At 48.3% G+C, this 16295-nt stretch carries 15 protein-coding genes and 1 tRNA gene; 8 read left to right on the top strand and 8 right to left on the bottom strand.

Features of this window, described 5'->3' with window-relative positions; translation table 11 throughout:
• From HMPREF2551_RS09540 to HMPREF2551_RS09515, 6 genes are all read right to left on the bottom strand, one after another.
• The coding region (locus HMPREF2551_RS09540; RefSeq protein WP_143128531.1) for a porin at positions 1-612 on the bottom strand (612 nt) is incomplete at its 3' end.
• 375 nt (positions 613-987) lie between these two features.
• Positions 988-2001: a ketol-acid reductoisomerase gene (ilvC, locus tag HMPREF2551_RS09535; protein ID WP_070838727.1), complete on the bottom strand. Its 1014-nt coding sequence runs from the start codon at positions 1999-2001 to the stop codon at positions 988-990.
• A 61-nt stretch (positions 2002-2062) separates the two neighbouring features.
• Positions 2063-2356, bottom strand: a complete 294-nt coding sequence (locus HMPREF2551_RS09530) for a putative quinol monooxygenase (protein WP_070838725.1) — start codon at positions 2354-2356, stop codon at positions 2063-2065.
• 66 nt (positions 2357-2422) lie between these two features.
• Entirely contained in the window at positions 2423-2914 is a 492-nt protein-coding gene (gene ilvN / locus HMPREF2551_RS09525) for an acetolactate synthase small subunit (RefSeq protein WP_003748480.1), read from the bottom strand.
• 10 nt (positions 2915-2924) lie between these two features.
• Positions 2925-4652 carry a biosynthetic-type acetolactate synthase large subunit gene (ilvB, locus tag HMPREF2551_RS09520; RefSeq protein ID WP_070838723.1) on the bottom strand — a complete coding sequence of 576 codons (1728 nt, stop codon included), beginning with the start codon at positions 4650-4652 and terminating at the stop codon, positions 2925-2927.
• 389 nt (positions 4653-5041) lie between these two features.
• Positions 5042-5126 (bottom strand) — tRNA-Leu (locus tag HMPREF2551_RS09515).
• A 285-nt stretch (positions 5127-5411) separates the two neighbouring features.
• Between HMPREF2551_RS09515 and HMPREF2551_RS09510 the strand changes: the two genes are divergently transcribed.
• The 4 genes from HMPREF2551_RS09510 to hisD all read left to right on the top strand — a co-directional run bounded on the left by HMPREF2551_RS09510 (position 5412) and on the right by hisD (position 8961).
• Positions 5412-6074, top strand: coding sequence for an SCO family protein (locus HMPREF2551_RS09510; RefSeq protein ID WP_070814281.1), 663 nt, complete (start codon positions 5412-5414; stop codon positions 6072-6074).
• A gap of 82 nt (positions 6075-6156) precedes the next feature.
• Positions 6157-6810, top strand: a complete 654-nt coding sequence (gene hisG / locus HMPREF2551_RS09505) for an ATP phosphoribosyltransferase (RefSeq protein ID WP_070838721.1) — start codon at positions 6157-6159, stop codon at positions 6808-6810.
• A 55-nt stretch (positions 6811-6865) separates the two neighbouring features.
• Positions 6866-7591 carry an oxygen-insensitive NADPH nitroreductase gene (gene nfsA, locus HMPREF2551_RS09500; RefSeq protein WP_070838719.1) on the top strand — a complete coding sequence of 242 codons (726 nt, stop codon included), beginning with the start codon at positions 6866-6868 and terminating at the stop codon, positions 7589-7591.
• Positions 7592-7662: 71 nt separating this feature from the next.
• On the top strand, positions 7663-8961 hold the full coding sequence (gene hisD / locus HMPREF2551_RS09495; RefSeq protein WP_070838717.1) for a histidinol dehydrogenase: 1299 nt from the start codon (positions 7663-7665) through the stop codon (positions 8959-8961).
• Between the two features lie 86 nt (positions 8962-9047).
• Here the strand turns inward: hisD and HMPREF2551_RS09490 are convergent, their stop codons facing one another.
• The gene (locus HMPREF2551_RS09490) at positions 9048-9929 is read right to left on the bottom strand and encodes a prephenate dehydrogenase (RefSeq protein ID WP_070838715.1); all 882 of its coding nucleotides are present in this window, start codon (positions 9927-9929) and stop codon (positions 9048-9050) included.
• Positions 9930-10225: 296 nt separating this feature from the next.
• Between HMPREF2551_RS09490 and HMPREF2551_RS09485 the strand changes: the two genes are divergently transcribed.
• The 4 genes from HMPREF2551_RS09485 (at position 10226) to HMPREF2551_RS09470 (ending at position 15218) form a co-directional block, all read left to right on the top strand.
• Positions 10226-10720 carry a MarR family transcriptional regulator gene (locus HMPREF2551_RS09485; RefSeq protein WP_004521040.1) on the top strand — a complete coding sequence of 165 codons (495 nt, stop codon included), beginning with the start codon at positions 10226-10228 and terminating at the stop codon, positions 10718-10720.
• Positions 10721-10769: 49 nt separating this feature from the next.
• Positions 10770-12176 carry an efflux transporter outer membrane subunit gene (locus HMPREF2551_RS09480; RefSeq protein WP_070838713.1) on the top strand — a complete coding sequence of 469 codons (1407 nt, stop codon included), beginning with the start codon at positions 10770-10772 and terminating at the stop codon, positions 12174-12176.
• Between the two features lie 223 nt (positions 12177-12399).
• Positions 12400-13590: an HlyD/EmrA/EmrK family protein gene (locus tag HMPREF2551_RS09475; RefSeq protein ID WP_070838711.1), complete on the top strand. Its 1191-nt coding sequence runs from the start codon at positions 12400-12402 to the stop codon at positions 13588-13590.
• 101 nt (positions 13591-13691) lie between these two features.
• Positions 13692-15218, top strand: a complete 1527-nt coding sequence (locus HMPREF2551_RS09470) for a DHA2 family efflux MFS transporter permease subunit (protein WP_070838709.1) — start codon at positions 13692-13694, stop codon at positions 15216-15218.
• A gap of 42 nt (positions 15219-15260) precedes the next feature.
• Here the strand turns inward: HMPREF2551_RS09470 and thrB are convergent, their stop codons facing one another.
• On the bottom strand, positions 15261-16178 hold the full coding sequence (gene thrB / locus HMPREF2551_RS09465; protein ID WP_070838707.1) for a homoserine kinase: 918 nt from the start codon (positions 16176-16178) through the stop codon (positions 15261-15263).
• Between the last annotated feature and the right edge of the window lie 117 nt (positions 16179-16295).

The raw sequence follows: 16295 nt of genomic DNA, 5'->3' as shown, positions 1-16295 counted from the left end.
ACCGAAGAAGCCAGAGTTTTCGTAGTTCAGGCCAGCGTAGTAAGTGTCACGGGTAGCGTCGTTGTGAGTGTATTTGTCAGAAGGGTTAGCGTTGTCGCGTGGAGTGTATTGTACGCTTGCGCTGAAGCCTGAGAATACAGGGCTGTCGTAGCGTACAGATACTGCACGTTCGTCAATACGGGTAAATACAGACATATTCAAAGCGCCGTTGTTGCTTTCCCATTGGTCAACATTGTCGCTAGAGTCTTTAACAGTAGAGTTTAATTTACCGGCACGAATTTTACCGAAGCCACCTTCCAAACCGATGAAGGATTCGCGAGAAGCCCACTCTTTGTCGCCACCGGCGATAGAAGTGTTTTGTTCAACTTGCCAGATGGCATTCAGGTTGTTACCCAAGTGTTCGTGGCCTTTGAAGCCGATACGTGAGCCGAAGTCAGCGATTTCAGTAGCAGTTTTAGAGCTTTTCTCGTGACCCAGTTTAGCAGCAGTTTGTTCACCCAATTTTACTTTGGATACTTCAACGCCAGCTTTAATTTGACCGTACAGAGTTACGTCAGCCATAGCTGCAACAGGCAGAGCCACCAGAGTCAGGGCAATCAGTGATTTTTTCATTGCTGTTTTCCTTTTTTAAGTGTGAAGAAGCGAGCATTCGTTCTTCTTATTACGATATCGTTCTCTTTCAACGATTCCATGACCATAATATAAAGGTTATGGCCTAGGAAAACAAATTTTCCTCTTGTTTTGAGTGATTTTTGCGGGGAAACGTTGTTTTTTACAGACAGGGTGGAAGTGGGAGACTGCCTTTTATTTTGTAATGTGTTTTTCTAAAAGGGAATTTTGGGATGGCTATAAAATATGGGGTATATAGAATTGGGTTGTGAATATTGTTTATCGCGTTTTCAGACGGCCTTATCGTGTATTGGGTTTGCAAATATATAAAAAACCTGCCTGATTGCTCGGGCAGGTTTTATTTGATTGAAAGACAGATTAGTTTTTGTCTTGGTCAACCAGTTTGTTTTTAGCAATCCAAGGCATCATAGAACGCAGTTGAGCGCCGACTTTTTCAATTTGGTGATCAGCGGTCAGACGGCGACGGGCTGTCATGCTGGCGTAGTTGACGGCACCTTCTTGGATGAACATTTTAGCGTATTCACCGGTTTGGATGCGTTTGAGGGCATTGCGCATGGCTTCGCGGGATTTGTCGTTGATGACTTCGACGCCGGTTACGTATTCGCCGTACTCTGCATTGTTGGAAATGGAGTAGTTCATGTTGGCGATGCCGCCTTCGTAAATCAGGTCAACGATGAGCTTCATTTCGTGCAGGCATTCGAAGTAGGCCATTTCTGGGGCATAGCCTGCTTCGGTCAGGGTTTCGAAGCTGGTTTTGATCAATTCAACCACGCCGCCGCACAATACGGCTTGTTCGCCGAAGAGGTCGGTTTCGGTTTCTTCGCGGAAGTTGGTTTCAATCACGCCGCCTTTGGTACCGCCGTTGGCTGCGGCGTAAGACAGGGCGATGTCGCGTGCTTTGCCGCTTTTATCTTGGTAAACTGCGATCAGGGAAGGTACGCCGCCGCCTTTAAGGAATTCGCTGCGTACGGTGTGGCCTGGGCCTTTAGGGGCAACCATGATAACGTCGAGGTCGGCGCGGGGTACGATTTGGTTGTAGTGTACGTTGAAGCCGTGAGCGAATGCCAATACTGCGCCTTCTTTCAGGTTAGGCTCGATTTCGTTTTTGTATACGATAGGTTGGTTTTCGTCAGGCAACAGAATCATCACAACGTCGGCTGCTTTGGTTGCTTCGGCAACGGTGCGCACGTCGTGGCCAGCTGCTTCGGCTTTTTTCCAAGAGCCGCCTTGGCGCAGACCGATGACGACATTTACGCCGGAGTCTTTCAGGTTTGCTGCGTGTGCGTGACCTTGTGAACCGTAACCGATGATGGCAACGGTTTTGCCTTTGATCAGAGAAAGGTCAGCGTCTTTATCGTAATAAACTTGCATTTTATTTCCTTAGTGTAAGAGGGTTCCGGACAATCCGGGTTGAGTTAAAAGTAATAGGGGGTTAAACAGGGACTTGGTTCATCAAGACGATTTCCAATGCTTCGGTTTTTCCTTCGATGGATTTGACGAAGTTTTGGAAATGTTCGCTGGCATTGTGTTCGTCAATAGCTGCTTGGGATTTCCAATTTTCTACGAATACGAAACGGTTGGGTTTGCCGATTTCTTGGTGCAGGTCGTAGCTGATGTTGCCTTCTTCTGCACGGCTGGCTTTGACCAATTCTTTAAATTGGGCAGCCAGAACCTCGGTGTATTCGGGTTTGACGGTAACTAATGCAACGATTTGGATGCTTGACATGTTTGTCTCCTGCTGTTTTTCAGACGGCCTTGGTTGAAAGTAACAGGCCGTCTGAACGATACAGCGTTAAATTTTCAAAATACGCTCGCCGCGGCCGATGCCGGCTGCACCTGTACGTACGGTTTCCAAAATTTGAGCACGACCGACTGTTTCGAGGAAAGAGTCGAGTTTTTCGGTAGAACCTGTGATTTCGATGGTATAGCTGCGGTCTGTTACGTCAATAACGCTGCCGCGGTAGATTTCGGTCAATCGTAGGAATTCGTCGCGGTCTTTGCCGACGGCGCGGACTTTTACCAACATCAGTTCGCGTTCGACAAAACGGCTTTCGTTCAAGTCAACCACTTTGACAACTTCAATCAGTTTGTTGAGTTGTTTGGTGATTTGCTCGATGACGTGCTCATCGCCGTGGGTAACAATGGTCATGCGGGACAAGGTTTTGTCTTCGGTTGGGGCTACGGCCAGGGAGTCGATGTTGTAATCGCGTGCGGAGAACAAACCTACCACACGGCTCATCGCACCTGATTCGTTTTCCATCAGAATAGATAAGATATGTCGCATTTCTTTCTCCTTACGCTTTTGCAATATCGCGCATATGCGGCGGCAGAACCATTTCATCCAAACCTTTGCCGTTGCCGACCATAGGCAGTACGTTTTGTTTCTTGTCTGTCAAAAAGTCGAGGAATACCAAACGGTCTTTTTGGTTTAATGCTTCCAACAGGGCGCCTTCGACGTCGGATTTTTTGTCCACACGGATACCGATATGGCCGTAGGATTCGGCCAGTTTGACAAAGTCGGGCAATGAATCGAAATAGGTTTCCGATTCGCGGTTGCCATAATACAGCTCTTGCCATTGGCGAACCATACCCAGATAGCCATTGTTTAATGTAACGACATTGATGGGGACATTATATTGGAAGCAGGTGGACAGCTCTTGGATATTCATTTGAATAGAGCCTTCGCCTGTGATACAGAAGACGTCTTGCTCAGGAGCCGCCAGTTTGGCACCGAGGGCGTAAGGCAGGCCTACACCCATCGTACCCAGACCGCCGGAATTGAGCCATTGGCGGGGACGCTCGAATGGATAATATTGAGCGGCAAACATTTGGTGTTGGCCAACGTCGGAAGTAATAATGGCTGAGTTTTTGGTAATTTCTGCCAGTTTTTGAACAACGTATTGCGGTTTGATGATTTCACTGTCGTTTTCAAACCACAGGCAGTTGTGCGAACGCCATTCTTCGATGGTTTTCCACCATTTGTCCAATGAGTCGGCTGAGGGCGCGGTTTCTTGTTTGCCCCACAGATGAGTCATTTCAGTCAATACGTTTTTGACATCACCGACAATCGGGATGTCCACTTTAACGCGTTTGGCAATGCTGGACGGGTCGATGTCGATATGGATGATTTTTTTGGGTTTGTCCAAGAATTTTGACGGTACGGAAACCACGCGGTCGTCAAAGCGAGCGCCGATTGCCAAAACGACGTCTGCATTTTGCATCGCCAAATTGGCCTCGTAAGTGCCGTGCATACCCAACATGCCCAAGAATTGGCGGTCGCTAGAAGGGTATGCACCCAAACCCATTAATGTGCCGGTACAGGGTACGCCGGTCATGCGGACAAATTGGGTCAGTTCATCGGAGGCATTGCCCAATACCACGCCGCCGCCGAAGTAAACGATGGGGCGTTTGGCAGAAGCCAGCATTTGTACGGCTTTTTTGATTTGGCCGATGTGGCCTTGTACAACCGGTTGGTAGGAGCGGATGAAGATGTCTTCTTGCGGATAGCTGAATTTGGCCATCGCTTGAGTAACATCTTTGGGAATATCGACGACAACGGGGCCCGGACGGCCGCTGGCGGCAATTTGGAAGGCTTTTTTAATCGTATCAGCCAGCTCGCCAATATTGGTAACCAGGAAGTTGTGTTTAACACAAGGGCGGGTAATGCCGACCGTATCCACTTCTTGGAACGCATCTGTACCGATGAGGGAATTGCCCACTTGGCCGCTGATGACGACTAGGGGGATAGAATCGCTGTACGCAGTGGCAATACCAGTCAATGCGTTGGTTACGCCCGGGCCGGAAGTTACCAAGGCCACACCGACTTTGCCGCTGACGCGGGCATAGGCATCTGCCGCATGTACGGCCGCCTGCTCATGGCGGGTCAGAATGTGCTTGAATTTGTTGAGTTGGAAAATGGCATCGTAGATTTCGATAACCGCACCACCGGGATAGCCGAATACGTATTCAACACCTTCGGCTTTGAGACTTTGCACGACGATTTGTGCGCCTGATAATTGCATATTGACCTCTTTTATGCGGTTTCTAACCAATAGGAACAATCCGCCTCACCACAGCACCTGTAATGCAATTCCGCCAAGCAGCGATTTAGGGTACGCGCATTGAGGGAATACGGCGACAGTCAGACTGTCCAAACAATTGGAAAGGAACACAGAGTTTGTGAAAAAGAGTAGAAAAGATAACGCAAACCGACTGTTCAATCAAGATAAAATCTTTCATCTTTTAACATTTGAAACGGGAAAATAGATTGAAGGTTGATTTTAAAGAAATAAAAAAACAGTTTTATTGATCTTGGTGTGGATGGATTGTTGACAGTTTGAGTAAGGAGAAGGTTTTTGCAAATGACGAATGGCAAAAAACCTCTTGACTGAATCAAGAGGTTTTTTAAATTTGGTGCCCAGGGTCGGACTCGAACCGACACACCTTGCGGCGGGGGATTTTGAGTCCCCTGCGTCTACCAATTTCGCCACCTGGGCTAGCGAAGAAGTCGTCATTATAGCGAGTTCTCGAATTTTGTAAAGCAGTAATTGAAAAAAAATTGGATTATTTTTATATTTGTTTGATTTTTAATGAATTAAACTTTTTACGTTTGATGGCTATCTAAATGGAAGGCAGATTTTTAAAACAAAAAAAGCAGTATTTATCTGTAAAAAGGGCTATATTTAATGTGTCAAACGCGTTAATATGAAGATGTTTTGTTTTTATATCGGCCGGGCGGTTGTTTGGCTTCACTTAATTTGAAACGGTTTTGGAGAAAATTTATGCTTTCCGTTACACGAACTTTCCTACTCAGTGCTTTTGCGTTGGCTGCTCTGGCTGCTTGTCAGCCTAAAGAAGAGACCAAAGAGGCTTCTTCGACACCTGCCGCTTCTGCTGCGCCTGCTGCTTCCGGTGAGTCTGCGCCCAAAGTGCAAGCGCGCGGTACCGATATGCGCAAAGAAGATATTGGCGGTGATTTTACATTGACCGATGGCGACGGCAAACCTTTCAGCCTGAGCGACTTGAAAGGCAAAGTGGTTATCCTGTCTTTCGGTTATACCCACTGTCCTGACGTATGCCCAACCGAGTTGCTGACTTTCAGCGACACGTTGAAACAATTGGGCGATCAGGCTAAAGACGTGAAAGTAGTATTTGTCAGCATCGACCCTGAGCGCGATACACCTGAAGTAATCGGCAAATACGCCAAACAGTTCAACCCTGATTTTATCGGCCTGACGGCTACCGGCGATCAAAGCCTGCCTGTCATCAAACAGCAATACCGTGTGGTATCGGCTAAAGTAAACCAAAAAGAAGACAGTGAAAACTATTTGGTCGACCACTCTTCAGGTGCATATTTGATTGATAAAAACGGCGAAGTGGCGATTTTCTCGCCTTATGGCAGCGAGCCGGAAACGATTGCGGCTGATGTGAAAACTTTATTGTAAAAACGTAGTTGAGGCCGTCTGAAATGGGTTGTAGATTTCAGACGGCCTTCTTGTTTTTGATACGGCAAAGGAGAAGAACAAAATGACCGACACACTTTTAACGGTTGCTTTATCCAAGGGACGAATTTTTGAGGAAACCCTGCCGCTGTTGGCCGCCGCCGGTATTGTGCCTGCGGAAGAGCCGGAAAAATCGCGCAAGCTGATTATTGGCACGAATCATGACAATATCCGTTTGGTGATTGTGCGCGCGACCGATGTGCCAACTTATGTGCAATATGGTGCGGCAGATTTCGGTATTGCCGGTAAGGACGTGCTGATCGAGCATGGCGGAGATGGCCTGTATCAACCTTTGGATTTACACATCGCCTCATGCCGCATGATGGTGGCGGTTAAAAAAGGTTTTGATTACGCCGCTGCGTCCCAACCCGGCAGCCGCTTGCGGATTGCCACCAAATATCCCGACATCGCCGCCGAACATTTTGCCGGCAAAGGTGTGCATGTGGACATCATCAAACTGTACGGCTCGATGGAGCTTGCGCCTTTGGTCGGTTTGAGCGACGCGATTGTTGATTTGGTTTCCAGTGGCAATACGTTAAAGGCCAATGGTTTGGAAGCTGTAGAACATGTGGCTGATATTTCCAGCCGCTTGGTGGTCAACAAAGCTGCCTTGAAAACCAAATATGAGCTGTTGAATCCGATTATTCAGGCATTTGAAAATGCCGCTAAGGCCGTCTGAAAATTTTGGACAGACATTGCAAAACTGTCTGTCAACCCAGTTTGAAAGCCCCGTCATGATGCAAAGCAAACCGACACTTGATACGATTCTTTCCCATCGCTCCATCCGCAGGTTTACTTCCGAACCGATTACCGATGAAATCCTCGATACGCTGGTGCGTGCGGGGCAGCAGGCTTCGACTTCCAACAACCTGCAATGCGTTTCCATCATCCGCGTATCCGACCTTGCGCTGAGGCAGGGAATACATGAAGCGGCTGGAAGCGCACCTTATATTGTCCATTGTGCGGAATTTTTATTGTTTTGCATCGATTTTTTCAAACACAAGGCAATGTTTCCCGATGCACAAATTGATTGGGCGGAAGTTACCCTGATTGGCGCGGTCGATGCAGGCATTATGGCGCAAAACGTATTGCTTGCCGCCGAATCGCTTGGGCTGGGCGGCGTGTATATCGGCGCATTGCGCAATAATGCGCAAAAAGTGTCGGATGTATTGAACCTGCCGGATTATTGCGTGCCTTTGGTGGGATTGTGTCTCGGTTATCCCGACCAAGACCCGCCGCTTAAACCGCGCCTGCCTAAGGAAATGGTCTATGCCGAAAACGCTTGTCCGAGCCTGAATGCCGAGGCGGTTGAAGCCTATAATCAGGCAGTAGCGGATTATTATGAGTTACGCAAGGGTAGTCCGATACCTTGGAAAGAATCGCTGGCCAAAACCTTGGGCAATCCCGTACGGCCGCATATGTTGGCGTTTTTGCAGAAAAAAGGTTTTTTGAAAAGATAATGTTCAGACGGCCTGTATGTGGCTGAGGCCGTCTGAAGACAATAGGAATAAAACAAAGAAGAGAGCAAACCATGAAGAAACTCGACACCCAATCCCCTGATTTTCAAGCCGAACTCAAAGCGTTACTTGCTTTTGAAACCGCGCAAAACCCTGAAATCGACCGTATTGTTGCCGACATCTGCGCCGATGTTCAAAAACGCGGCGATGCGGCGCTGATTGAATATACCAACCGCTTTGACGGTACATCCGCTCAAACCATCGACGATTTAATCCTGACGCAAGACGATTTGCAGTCTGCGTTTGAGCGTTTGCCCGAAAACATTCAGACGGCCTTGAAAACGGCCGCGAGACGGGTGGAAAGCTACCATAAACACCAAAAAATGGAGTCGTGGACGTACGAAGACGAAGACGGCACGCTTTTGGGCCAACAGATTACGCCGCTTGACCGTGTCGGTATTTATGTTCCGGGCGGTAAAGCGGCGTATCCGAGTTCCGTCATCATGAATGCCATGCCTGCCCATGTTGCCGGCGTGAAAGAAATCATCATGGTCGTTCCCACTCCGAAAGGCGAGCGCAACGATATTGTGTTGGCGGCTGCTTTTGTGGCCGGTGTAACCAAAGTGTTTACGGTCGGCGGCGCGCAGGCGGTTGCAGCTTTGGCTTATGGTACGGAATCCGTGCCTCAAGTCGATAAGATTACAGGCCCGGGCAATGCTTTTGTCGCTGCGGCCAAGCGACGCGTGTTCGGCGTGGTCGGTATCGACATGGTGGCAGGGCCGTCTGAAATTTTGGTGATTGCCGATGGTACGACGCCTGCCGATTGGGTGGCCATGGATTTGTTCAGTCAGGCGGAACACGATGAAATTGCACAAGCGATTTTGATCGGTACTTCCCAAGCGTATTTGGACGAAGTTCAGACGGCCATGAACCGCCTGATTGAAACCATGCCGCGCCGTGCGATTATTGAAGCTTCATTGGGCAACCGCGGCGCAATGATTTTGGCTAAAGACTTGGACGAAGCCTGCGAAATCGCCAACTATATTTCTCCCGAACACTTGGAATTGTCGGTTGAGAATCCGCAAGAGTGGGCGAAAAAAATCCGCCATGCCGGCGCGATTTTCATGGGACGTTATACCAGTGAAAGCCTGGGCGACTATTGCGCTGGCCCCAACCACGTTTTGCCGACCAGCCGCACGGCGCGTTTCTCTTCTCCTTTGGGAACATATGATTTCCAAAAACGCTCCAGTCTGATTCAGGTTTCAGAACAAGGTGCGCAGAAGTTGGGCAAAACCGCCAGCGTGTTGGCGCATGGCGAAAGTTTGACTGCGCACGCCAGGGCGGCTGAGTTCCGTTTGAAAGACAATCCGTAAGAAACCAAAAAGGGCATCTAAACAGATGCCCTTTTTATTGTGATGAAGGTTTGGCCGATAAGGCATTAGGCCGTCTGAAAACAGGTTTAACGGTTTTTCAGCCAGTCATTACGCATTTGTGCGGCTTCTTCAAAATAGCGGTAAAGCTCGGTTTTGTTGCCGTCTGAAAGGAGCTGTTCCAATTTGGATAATTGTTCTTTCAAGTCGCCGGTCAGTTTGAGCAGGGCAGGGCGGTTGGCCAGGCAGATGTCTGTCCAGACGGCAGGGTGGCTGGAGGCAATGCGGGTAAAGTCGCGAAAGCCGGTGGCGGCATAGGGGAGATAGTCTTTGCCGTGCGGATGGTCGAACAAAGCGTGGACATAGGCAAAGGCGGTCAAGTGCGGCAAGTGGGAAACGGCGGCAAAAATATTGTCGTGTTCTTCGGCACTCATGGTGAAAATCTGCGAACCAACCGCCTGCCACAGGCTTTTCAACCGTCTTAGGCCGTCTGAAGCCTCTTGGCTGTGCAAGGTAATGATCAGGCGGCTGTTTTGAAACAAACCGCAACGCGCGGATTTTGCGCCGCTTTGATCCGAACCGGCAATCGGGTGGGCGGCAAAACATTGCGGCAGGCGCTCGGACAAGTGAGTGCGGAAGGCATCGAGTGCCGATTGTTTGGTGCTGCCGACATCGGAAACGCAGGCCGTTTCTTTTAAGAAAGGCTTGATGTCGCGGCATACGTCGGGCAGGATGGAGACCGGCGTGGCAATCACAACCAAATCGGCATTGCCGATGCTTTCGGCGCAAATATTCGGGTAGGCATGGTCGATGATGCCGCAGTCGAGCGCGTAATTGAGGTTGTCGGCATTGGTGTCGATGCCGGTAACGCTTTGCACCAGCCCCAAGCGTTTGAGGTCGAGCATGAACGAACCGCCGATTAAACCGACGCCGATAAGGGTAATGTGGGGAAAAAAGGCGGAAGTGTTCATGGTTTGAATCCGGTTTAAGTGGAAAAACTTATTTTAATCCGTTATGGAGGCCGTCTGAAAGTTGTCATCAAGGTTTCAGATGGCCTTTTTTAGGGTCGATTTTTCATGATTTAGGCATAGAAAACTCCGTTTAGTAGGATCATGTAACCGATTATCAGATTTTCATACACTAAAATAATCATCTGAATTAGTATAACGTCTTAAAGTAAGTAATTGGTATCTTAAAGTAAATTATTACATCATATTTTATTTTGATTGATATCGAATAAAATAATTCACTCAGAAAGAAGGAATTTATGAGTTTTTCACAAACCGAATTAGTCAACGCAATGCGTTTGCTTTCTACCCGTCTGCCTCAATTTCCCGAGCAGCAAAACCAAGTATCCCGTATGTTGCGCATTGTAACCGAACGTTTGAGCAGCCATTTGAATGAAAACCTGAAAGCGTTCGGCATCAATGAAAACCTGTGGTTTTCCCTGATGGCGGTTTACGTCAGCCCAAACAGCGAAATCCTGCCTTCGCGCTTGAGCGACCTGATGGACTTGACGCGCACCAGTGCCACACGCCTGTCGGACGATATGGTCGAGCGCGGCTGGGTAGAGCGTTATATCAATCAAAAAGACCGCCGTCAGATTGTGCTAAAATTGACACCTTCGGGTGAGACCTTCATCCACGAAGTATGGCCGCAAATTGCCCGTCAGAGTGGCCAAGCGTGGGAAGATTTCACGAAAGAGGATTATGATACGCTGCAACACCTGTTGGGTAAACTGTTGAATCGTTTGGGCAATTGACAACAGACGGCCTGATGGTCTGCGGCAGGCACACATAAACGGAGTCTGTATGAAATTAGGTTTGGTCAAATCAAGCGTATGCGTTGCCGCAGTTTCGCTGTTGGCGGCATGTGCGCCCTTCGGTAAACAGTCGCCTTTGGATGAGACAACAGCCTATCCGCTGCCGCAAGGCCAATCTGCCGCTGCTGCCCAAGACGGCTGGTGGATGAAGCTGAAAGATCAAAAATTAAACAATTTGATTGCTTCCGCCATTCAGACATCTACCAATCTGCGTGTCGTCAAAGCAAGGTTTGAGCAGGCTCAGGCGCAGCTGGGCGTTGTAGGAGCCGCAAACAAACCGCAAGTCGGCTTTGGTGTTACAGGTTTGGGTGCTTATGTTTCACCCAAACCTCAAGCCGGTATGGTCGATACCGACCACACATTGGTTTTGGCGAACGCAGCCTTGCAAGGCAGCTTGGTTTTTGACTTTTGGGGTAAAAACCGAGAGCAGATTCAAGCCGTTTTGGGAAAAAGCCGGGCTGCGGTTTATGAGGCGCAGCACATCCGCACCGAGCTGGCTCATGCCGTAGCCGCACAATATTTTGCGTGGCAGATGGCGACAGAACAACTGGCGCTGCTGGATACGCGCATAGAGTTGGCGGATAAAGCATTGAAACTGATGCAACAACGCGTTAAAGCGCAGCTGGCTCCAGCCGATGCCTTGCACGCGCTTGAAATGGCGCAACAACAATTGCAGCTTGAAAAATCGGCATGGACTCAGAAAAACGAGAAAATACGCAATAGTCTGGCAGTATTGACCGGCAGTGTGCCGGGCGCATTGAATGGACAGGTTCCGGAAAAAATGGCCGCTGTGCCGTCATTGCCGGTTAACCGTATTGAAGCGGACTTGCTGGCGGCCCGCCCCGATATCGCGGCACAAAAAGCCTTGCTTGAAGAGAAATGGCATATCGTCAAATCAACCGAAGCAGAGTTTTATCCGAATATTGAGTTGAAAGTTTTGGCAGGCATGACGCATATTGATGCGTTCAATCTGATTCGCGGACGGACATCCGGTATGTTGGGCATTGTTCCGGCTTTAAATCTGCCATTGTTTACTTCCGGTGCGCTGCAATCCAAATTGGCAGGTAAACGCGCCCAATATAACGAGCAGGTTGCCGTGTACGACCAAACTGTTTTGAACGCCATGCGTTCGGCGGCAGATGCCGTCGCGGACTATCAAAGCCTGAAACGCCGACAAGATACTTGGAACAAGATGGTCAATATCGCGGATAAATCTGTGCAAAATGCGAAAGGACGTGTTCGTGCAGGTTTGGATAACGGCTTGACCGCCTTGCAAAAACAAGACGAAGCTGTGCGTACGAAAATGTCAGCAGTTCAATACCATGCAGAATATCTGACAGCTTGGAGTAACCTTAATGCCCAGTTGGGCGGGGGTTTTAAATTAAATAAGAAATAAACGTTTTATTAAAACGTAGGCCGTCTGAAAGTAATTTTAGACGGCCTTTTGCTTACCTTATTTACATTTGCTACCGGAAGAAATTATTGTAATGAATAGAGTGTAACTATAGAATATGACCCTTTAGCGCGTTAAACGCGCGTATTGGGTTGAGGGTGGAGCCAGCAGCCTGGGGCAAGACAATAATATCGTTATCACAGGTACAGAATTAAAGTTGGGACTTATGGATACTCAATCAGAAAAAAATAATGTCCAAAAAGAAACAGAAGTAGCCGCTTCCGGCGCTAAGACGCATCGCAAACGCAATTTGGTTATCGTTACACTTCTATTCCTTATTACGGCGGCCGGATTCGCTTTGGCGTATTTCCTGTTTTGGCAGCATGAAGAAGAAACGGAAGATGCTTATGTGGCCGGTCATTTGGTGATGATTACGCCGCAGGTGAACGGCACGGTGCGCAAAGTCATGTATGACGATACGGACGTCGTGAAAAAAGGCGATGTTTTGGTGGCTTTGGACGACAGCGATTTTCAGCTGGCATACGATCGTGCGCAAAATGAATTGATTCAGGCCATCCGTCAAAACAAACAGCAAACTGCGGTCAATTCAAAAGCCAAAGCGCAAGTATTGTTGCGCAAAGCCGATTTGGCCCGTGCGCAAGCCGATTTGCGCCGCCGCGAATCTTTGGCGGGTACGGAAGCGGTTTCCGGCGAAGAGCTCAGCCATGCCCGTGCCGCTGTGATTCAGGCTCAGGCTGCATTGAAAGCGGTTGAGGCGGAAGAAGTTTCCGCTCAGGCAGCGTTGGGCAGCAATATTCCTCTGCGCCAACAACCGGCAGTTCAGACGGCCATCAGCCACATCAAAGACGCTTGGCTGAATTTGCAACGTACGCAAATCCGTTCGCCGATCAGCGGCCAAATTGCCAAACGTAATGTCCAAGTCGGCCAACGTATCGCGCAAGGTACGCCGATGATGGCCGTTGTGCCTCTGTCTGAATTGTGGGTGGATGCCAACTTTAAAGAATCGCAACTGCGTAAAATGAAAATCGGCCAGCCTGTTGAAATGACAGCCGATTTGTACGGCAGTAAAGTAGTTTACCATGGCAAGGTCATGGGTTTGTCGGCAGGTACGGGCAGTGCGTTCTCATTGTTGCCGGCGCAAAATGCAACGGGCAACTGGATTAAAGTCGTACAACGTGTGCCGGTGCGCATCAGTTTGGATGCCAAAGAATTGCAAAAAAATCCGCTCCGTGTCGGTTTGTCGATGACTGTTAAAGTCGATGTTGCCGAGAAGGGTAGCGGTAAAGCCATGACTGCCGAAGCAGAACGAAATACTGCGCTGCCGGAAACGGAAAGTGTGGATTGGAAAGCCGCCGATGCTTTAGTCGATAAAATCTTCGAGCAATACGCAAAATAATCTTTTCAGACGGCCTGGGTCTTTTATTGAAGGCTCAGGCCGTCTGAAATATTGATTCTCTTCAATCGACCGCTTTGGCGGTTGTCTTATAGTTTAAAAATATGAATTATCCGCCGTTACAAGGGTTTAAGCTGGTGTTGGCAACGTTGGCGCTCAGCTTGGCCGTATTTATGGAAGTCTTGGACAGCACCATCGCCAACGTCGCCGTGCCCGTTATCGCAGGGGATTTGGGTGCTGCGACCACGCAGGGCACTTGGGTGATTACCTCATTTGCCGTAGCCAATGCCATTTCCGTCCCACTGACCGGCTTTTTGGCCAAGCGGTTTGGCGAGGTTAAAATCTTTATTGCTGCCGTGATTGGTTTTGTCGTAACGTCATGGCTGTGCGGTATGGCGCATAATCTTCAAGCCTTGGTTTTTTTCCGGGTGTTGCAAGGCTTTATCGCCGGGCCTTTGATTCCCTTGTCCCAAAGTCTTTTGATGGCTTCCTATCCGCCTGAAAAACGAACATTGGCATTGGCCTTATGGGCGATGACTGTCGTCGTTGCCCCTGTGTTGGGGCCGATTCTAGGCGGTTGGATTTCGGACAACTGGCATTGGGGATGGATTTTCTTTATCAATATCCCAATCGGGGTTTTATCCGCCTCCATTGCTTGGAAACAGCTTAGACACAGGGAAACCGAAATCATTAGGGCGCCGATTGATTACGTCGGGCTGGTATTGATGATTGTCGGTATCGGTGCCTTACAAATGATGCTTGATAGGGGTAAAGAGTTGGATTGGTTTGCCTCGGGAGAGATTATCGTTTTGGGCGTTACCGCTTTGGTGTTTCTAACCTATTTTATTGTTTGGGAGCTGGGCGAGAAATACCCGATTGTTGATTTGTCATTGTTTAAAAATAGAAATTTTACGATAGGCGTTGTTGCGACATCCTTGGGTTTCATGGTCTATATGGGTACATTGACCTTGCTGCCTTTGGTGTTGCAATCAAATCTCGGCTATACCGCCACTTGGGCCGGTTTGGCTGCTGCGCCGGTGGGTTTTTTGCCGATTATTCTGTCGCCGATTATCGGTAAGTTTGGTAATCGCGTCGATATGCGCCTGTTTGTCAGTGCCAGCTTCTTGGTGTTTGCCTACACATTCCATTGGCGAACCGATTTTTATGCCGGTATGGATATGAGCAACGTCGTTTGGCCGCAATTTTGGCAGGGTTTAGGCGTAGCCATGTTCTTCCTGCCTTTGACCAGTATCACGCTGTCGCATATGAAAGGCAATCAAATTGCCTCAGCCAGTAGCCTGTCTAACTTCTTGCGTGTGTTTATGGGCGGTGTCGGAGTATCCGTTGTCAGCACCATGTGGGAACGACGCGAAGCTCTGCACCATACTCAGCTGACCGAACATATTAATTCATTGTCCTCAATCAGCAACCAATCTATTCAAGGCATGATGGCCAATGGCCTGAGCAAAGAGCAAGCCCTGGCTGCGATAAATAGTACCATTTCCCAGCAAGGCTTTATTATTGGCTCAAATGAAATCTTCTTGGCAGGCAGTATCATATTCATCAGCATGATCCCCATTATTTGGTTGGCAAGACCACCATTTAACGGCTCCAGTGGGGGAGGACATTAAATAAAAGGCCGTCTGAATTTCAGACGGCCTTTTATCTATATATTATTTAAGACTCAATAACAGATCCCTAAATGCATTCGGATCTTTAATAAATGTCATTTCACCTGATTGAGGAAAATGGAAATCCAGTAGGCGGGATACCCAGAAACGGATACATCCGGCTCTTTGTGCAGTAGGGAAATATGCGCGTTCTTCATCAGATAAAGGACGCACGCTTTCATAGCCATGGATAAAAGCATCATAAAGAGCAGGGTCTAATTTATTATCGGCTGTCCGCGCCCAGTCGTTAACTGCAATGGCCAAGTCGTACATGAAATTACCATTGCACGCATAATAGAAATCGATAAAGCCGGAAACTTCATCTCCATTAAGCAGTACGTTGTCTTTAAATAAATCGGCATGGATAATACCGGAAGGCAAATGTTCTCCAAGATTTTCATCTAAAGCAGCAATTTCAGCTTGAAGCAGTTTGGCATCTTCGCTATCTAAAACCGTGAGTAACTGGGTACAGGCATCATGCCACCAGCCATCATAACGGGGATTTTTCATTTTTAAAGGAAAATCTTGGCCGGCTAAATGCATTTTGGCCAACATCGCACCAGTGTGGAAACATTGTGCCTCAGTCGGCCAGCCGGTATCGGAGCCATTCAAACAAGTTACCAAGCAAGCAGGTTTTCCGGCTAACATAGAATGCAGTCCACCATCTTTACGAGCAATCGGAGCGGCGCAGGCAACGCCATTTTGGCTCAAGTGTTGGTTTAGCTCTAAAAAGAAAGGCAGTTCCTCTGATTTTAAAACCTCAAAAACAGTCAACACATAACGACCGGTTGAGGTAGTCAGAAAATAATTACTGTTAGTAATTCCTTGAGCAATCCCCTGCAAAGAGACAAAATCTCCCAAATTATATTGCAGCAAGAAATCGCGCATTTGAGCGTCGGAAACACTGGTATAGACAGACATAGCAAACTCGAAGCTGAAATAAAATCAAAGAAACATCATACCAAAAAACAAGCGTCAACAATATAAATTAAAGCATAGGTCAAATTCAAAAGGCCGTCTGAAACCAAAATTTCAGAC

The organism is Neisseria sp. HMSC066H01, assembly GCF_001837375.1.
GTDB lineage: Bacteria > Pseudomonadota > Gammaproteobacteria > Burkholderiales > Neisseriaceae > Neisseria.
The sequence above is the reverse complement of the archived record's forward strand: the minus strand, read 5'-3'. Positions and strand labels throughout refer to the sequence as shown.

Bases quoted from the DNA above. Each gene is read 5' to 3' on its own strand.
- thrB (WP_070838707.1), bottom strand. From the start codon at position 16,178: ATGTCTGTCTATACCAGTGTTTCCGACGCTCAAATGCGCGATTTCTTG.
- ilvB (WP_070838723.1), bottom strand. From the start codon at position 4,652: ATGCAATTATCAGGCGCACAAATCGTCGTGCAAAGTCTCAAAGCCGAA.
- HMPREF2551_RS09480 (WP_070838713.1), top strand. From the start codon at position 10,770: ATGAAATTAGGTTTGGTCAAATCAAGCGTATGCGTTGCCGCAGTTTCG.
- ilvC (WP_070838727.1), bottom strand. From the start codon at position 2,001: ATGCAAGTTTATTACGATAAAGACGCTGACCTTTCTCTGATCAAAGGC.
- HMPREF2551_RS09490 (WP_070838715.1), bottom strand. From the start codon at position 9,929: ATGAACACTTCCGCCTTTTTTCCCCACATTACCCTTATCGGCGTCGGT.
- HMPREF2551_RS09475 (WP_070838711.1), top strand. From the start codon at position 12,400: ATGGATACTCAATCAGAAAAAAATAATGTCCAAAAAGAAACAGAAGTA.
- hisD (WP_070838717.1), top strand. From the start codon at position 7,663: ATGAAGAAACTCGACACCCAATCCCCTGATTTTCAAGCCGAACTCAAA.
- HMPREF2551_RS09485 (WP_004521040.1), top strand. From the start codon at position 10,226: ATGAGTTTTTCACAAACCGAATTAGTCAACGCAATGCGTTTGCTTTCT.
- nfsA (WP_070838719.1), top strand. From the start codon at position 6,866: ATGATGCAAAGCAAACCGACACTTGATACGATTCTTTCCCATCGCTCC.
- ilvN (WP_003748480.1), bottom strand. From the start codon at position 2,914: ATGCGACATATCTTATCTATTCTGATGGAAAACGAATCAGGTGCGATG.
- HMPREF2551_RS09530 (WP_070838725.1), bottom strand. From the start codon at position 2,356: ATGTCAAGCATCCAAATCGTTGCATTAGTTACCGTCAAACCCGAATAC.
- hisG (WP_070838721.1), top strand. From the start codon at position 6,157: ATGACCGACACACTTTTAACGGTTGCTTTATCCAAGGGACGAATTTTT.
- HMPREF2551_RS09510 (WP_070814281.1), top strand. From the start codon at position 5,412: ATGCTTTCCGTTACACGAACTTTCCTACTCAGTGCTTTTGCGTTGGCT.
- HMPREF2551_RS09470 (WP_070838709.1), top strand. From the start codon at position 13,692: ATGAATTATCCGCCGTTACAAGGGTTTAAGCTGGTGTTGGCAACGTTG.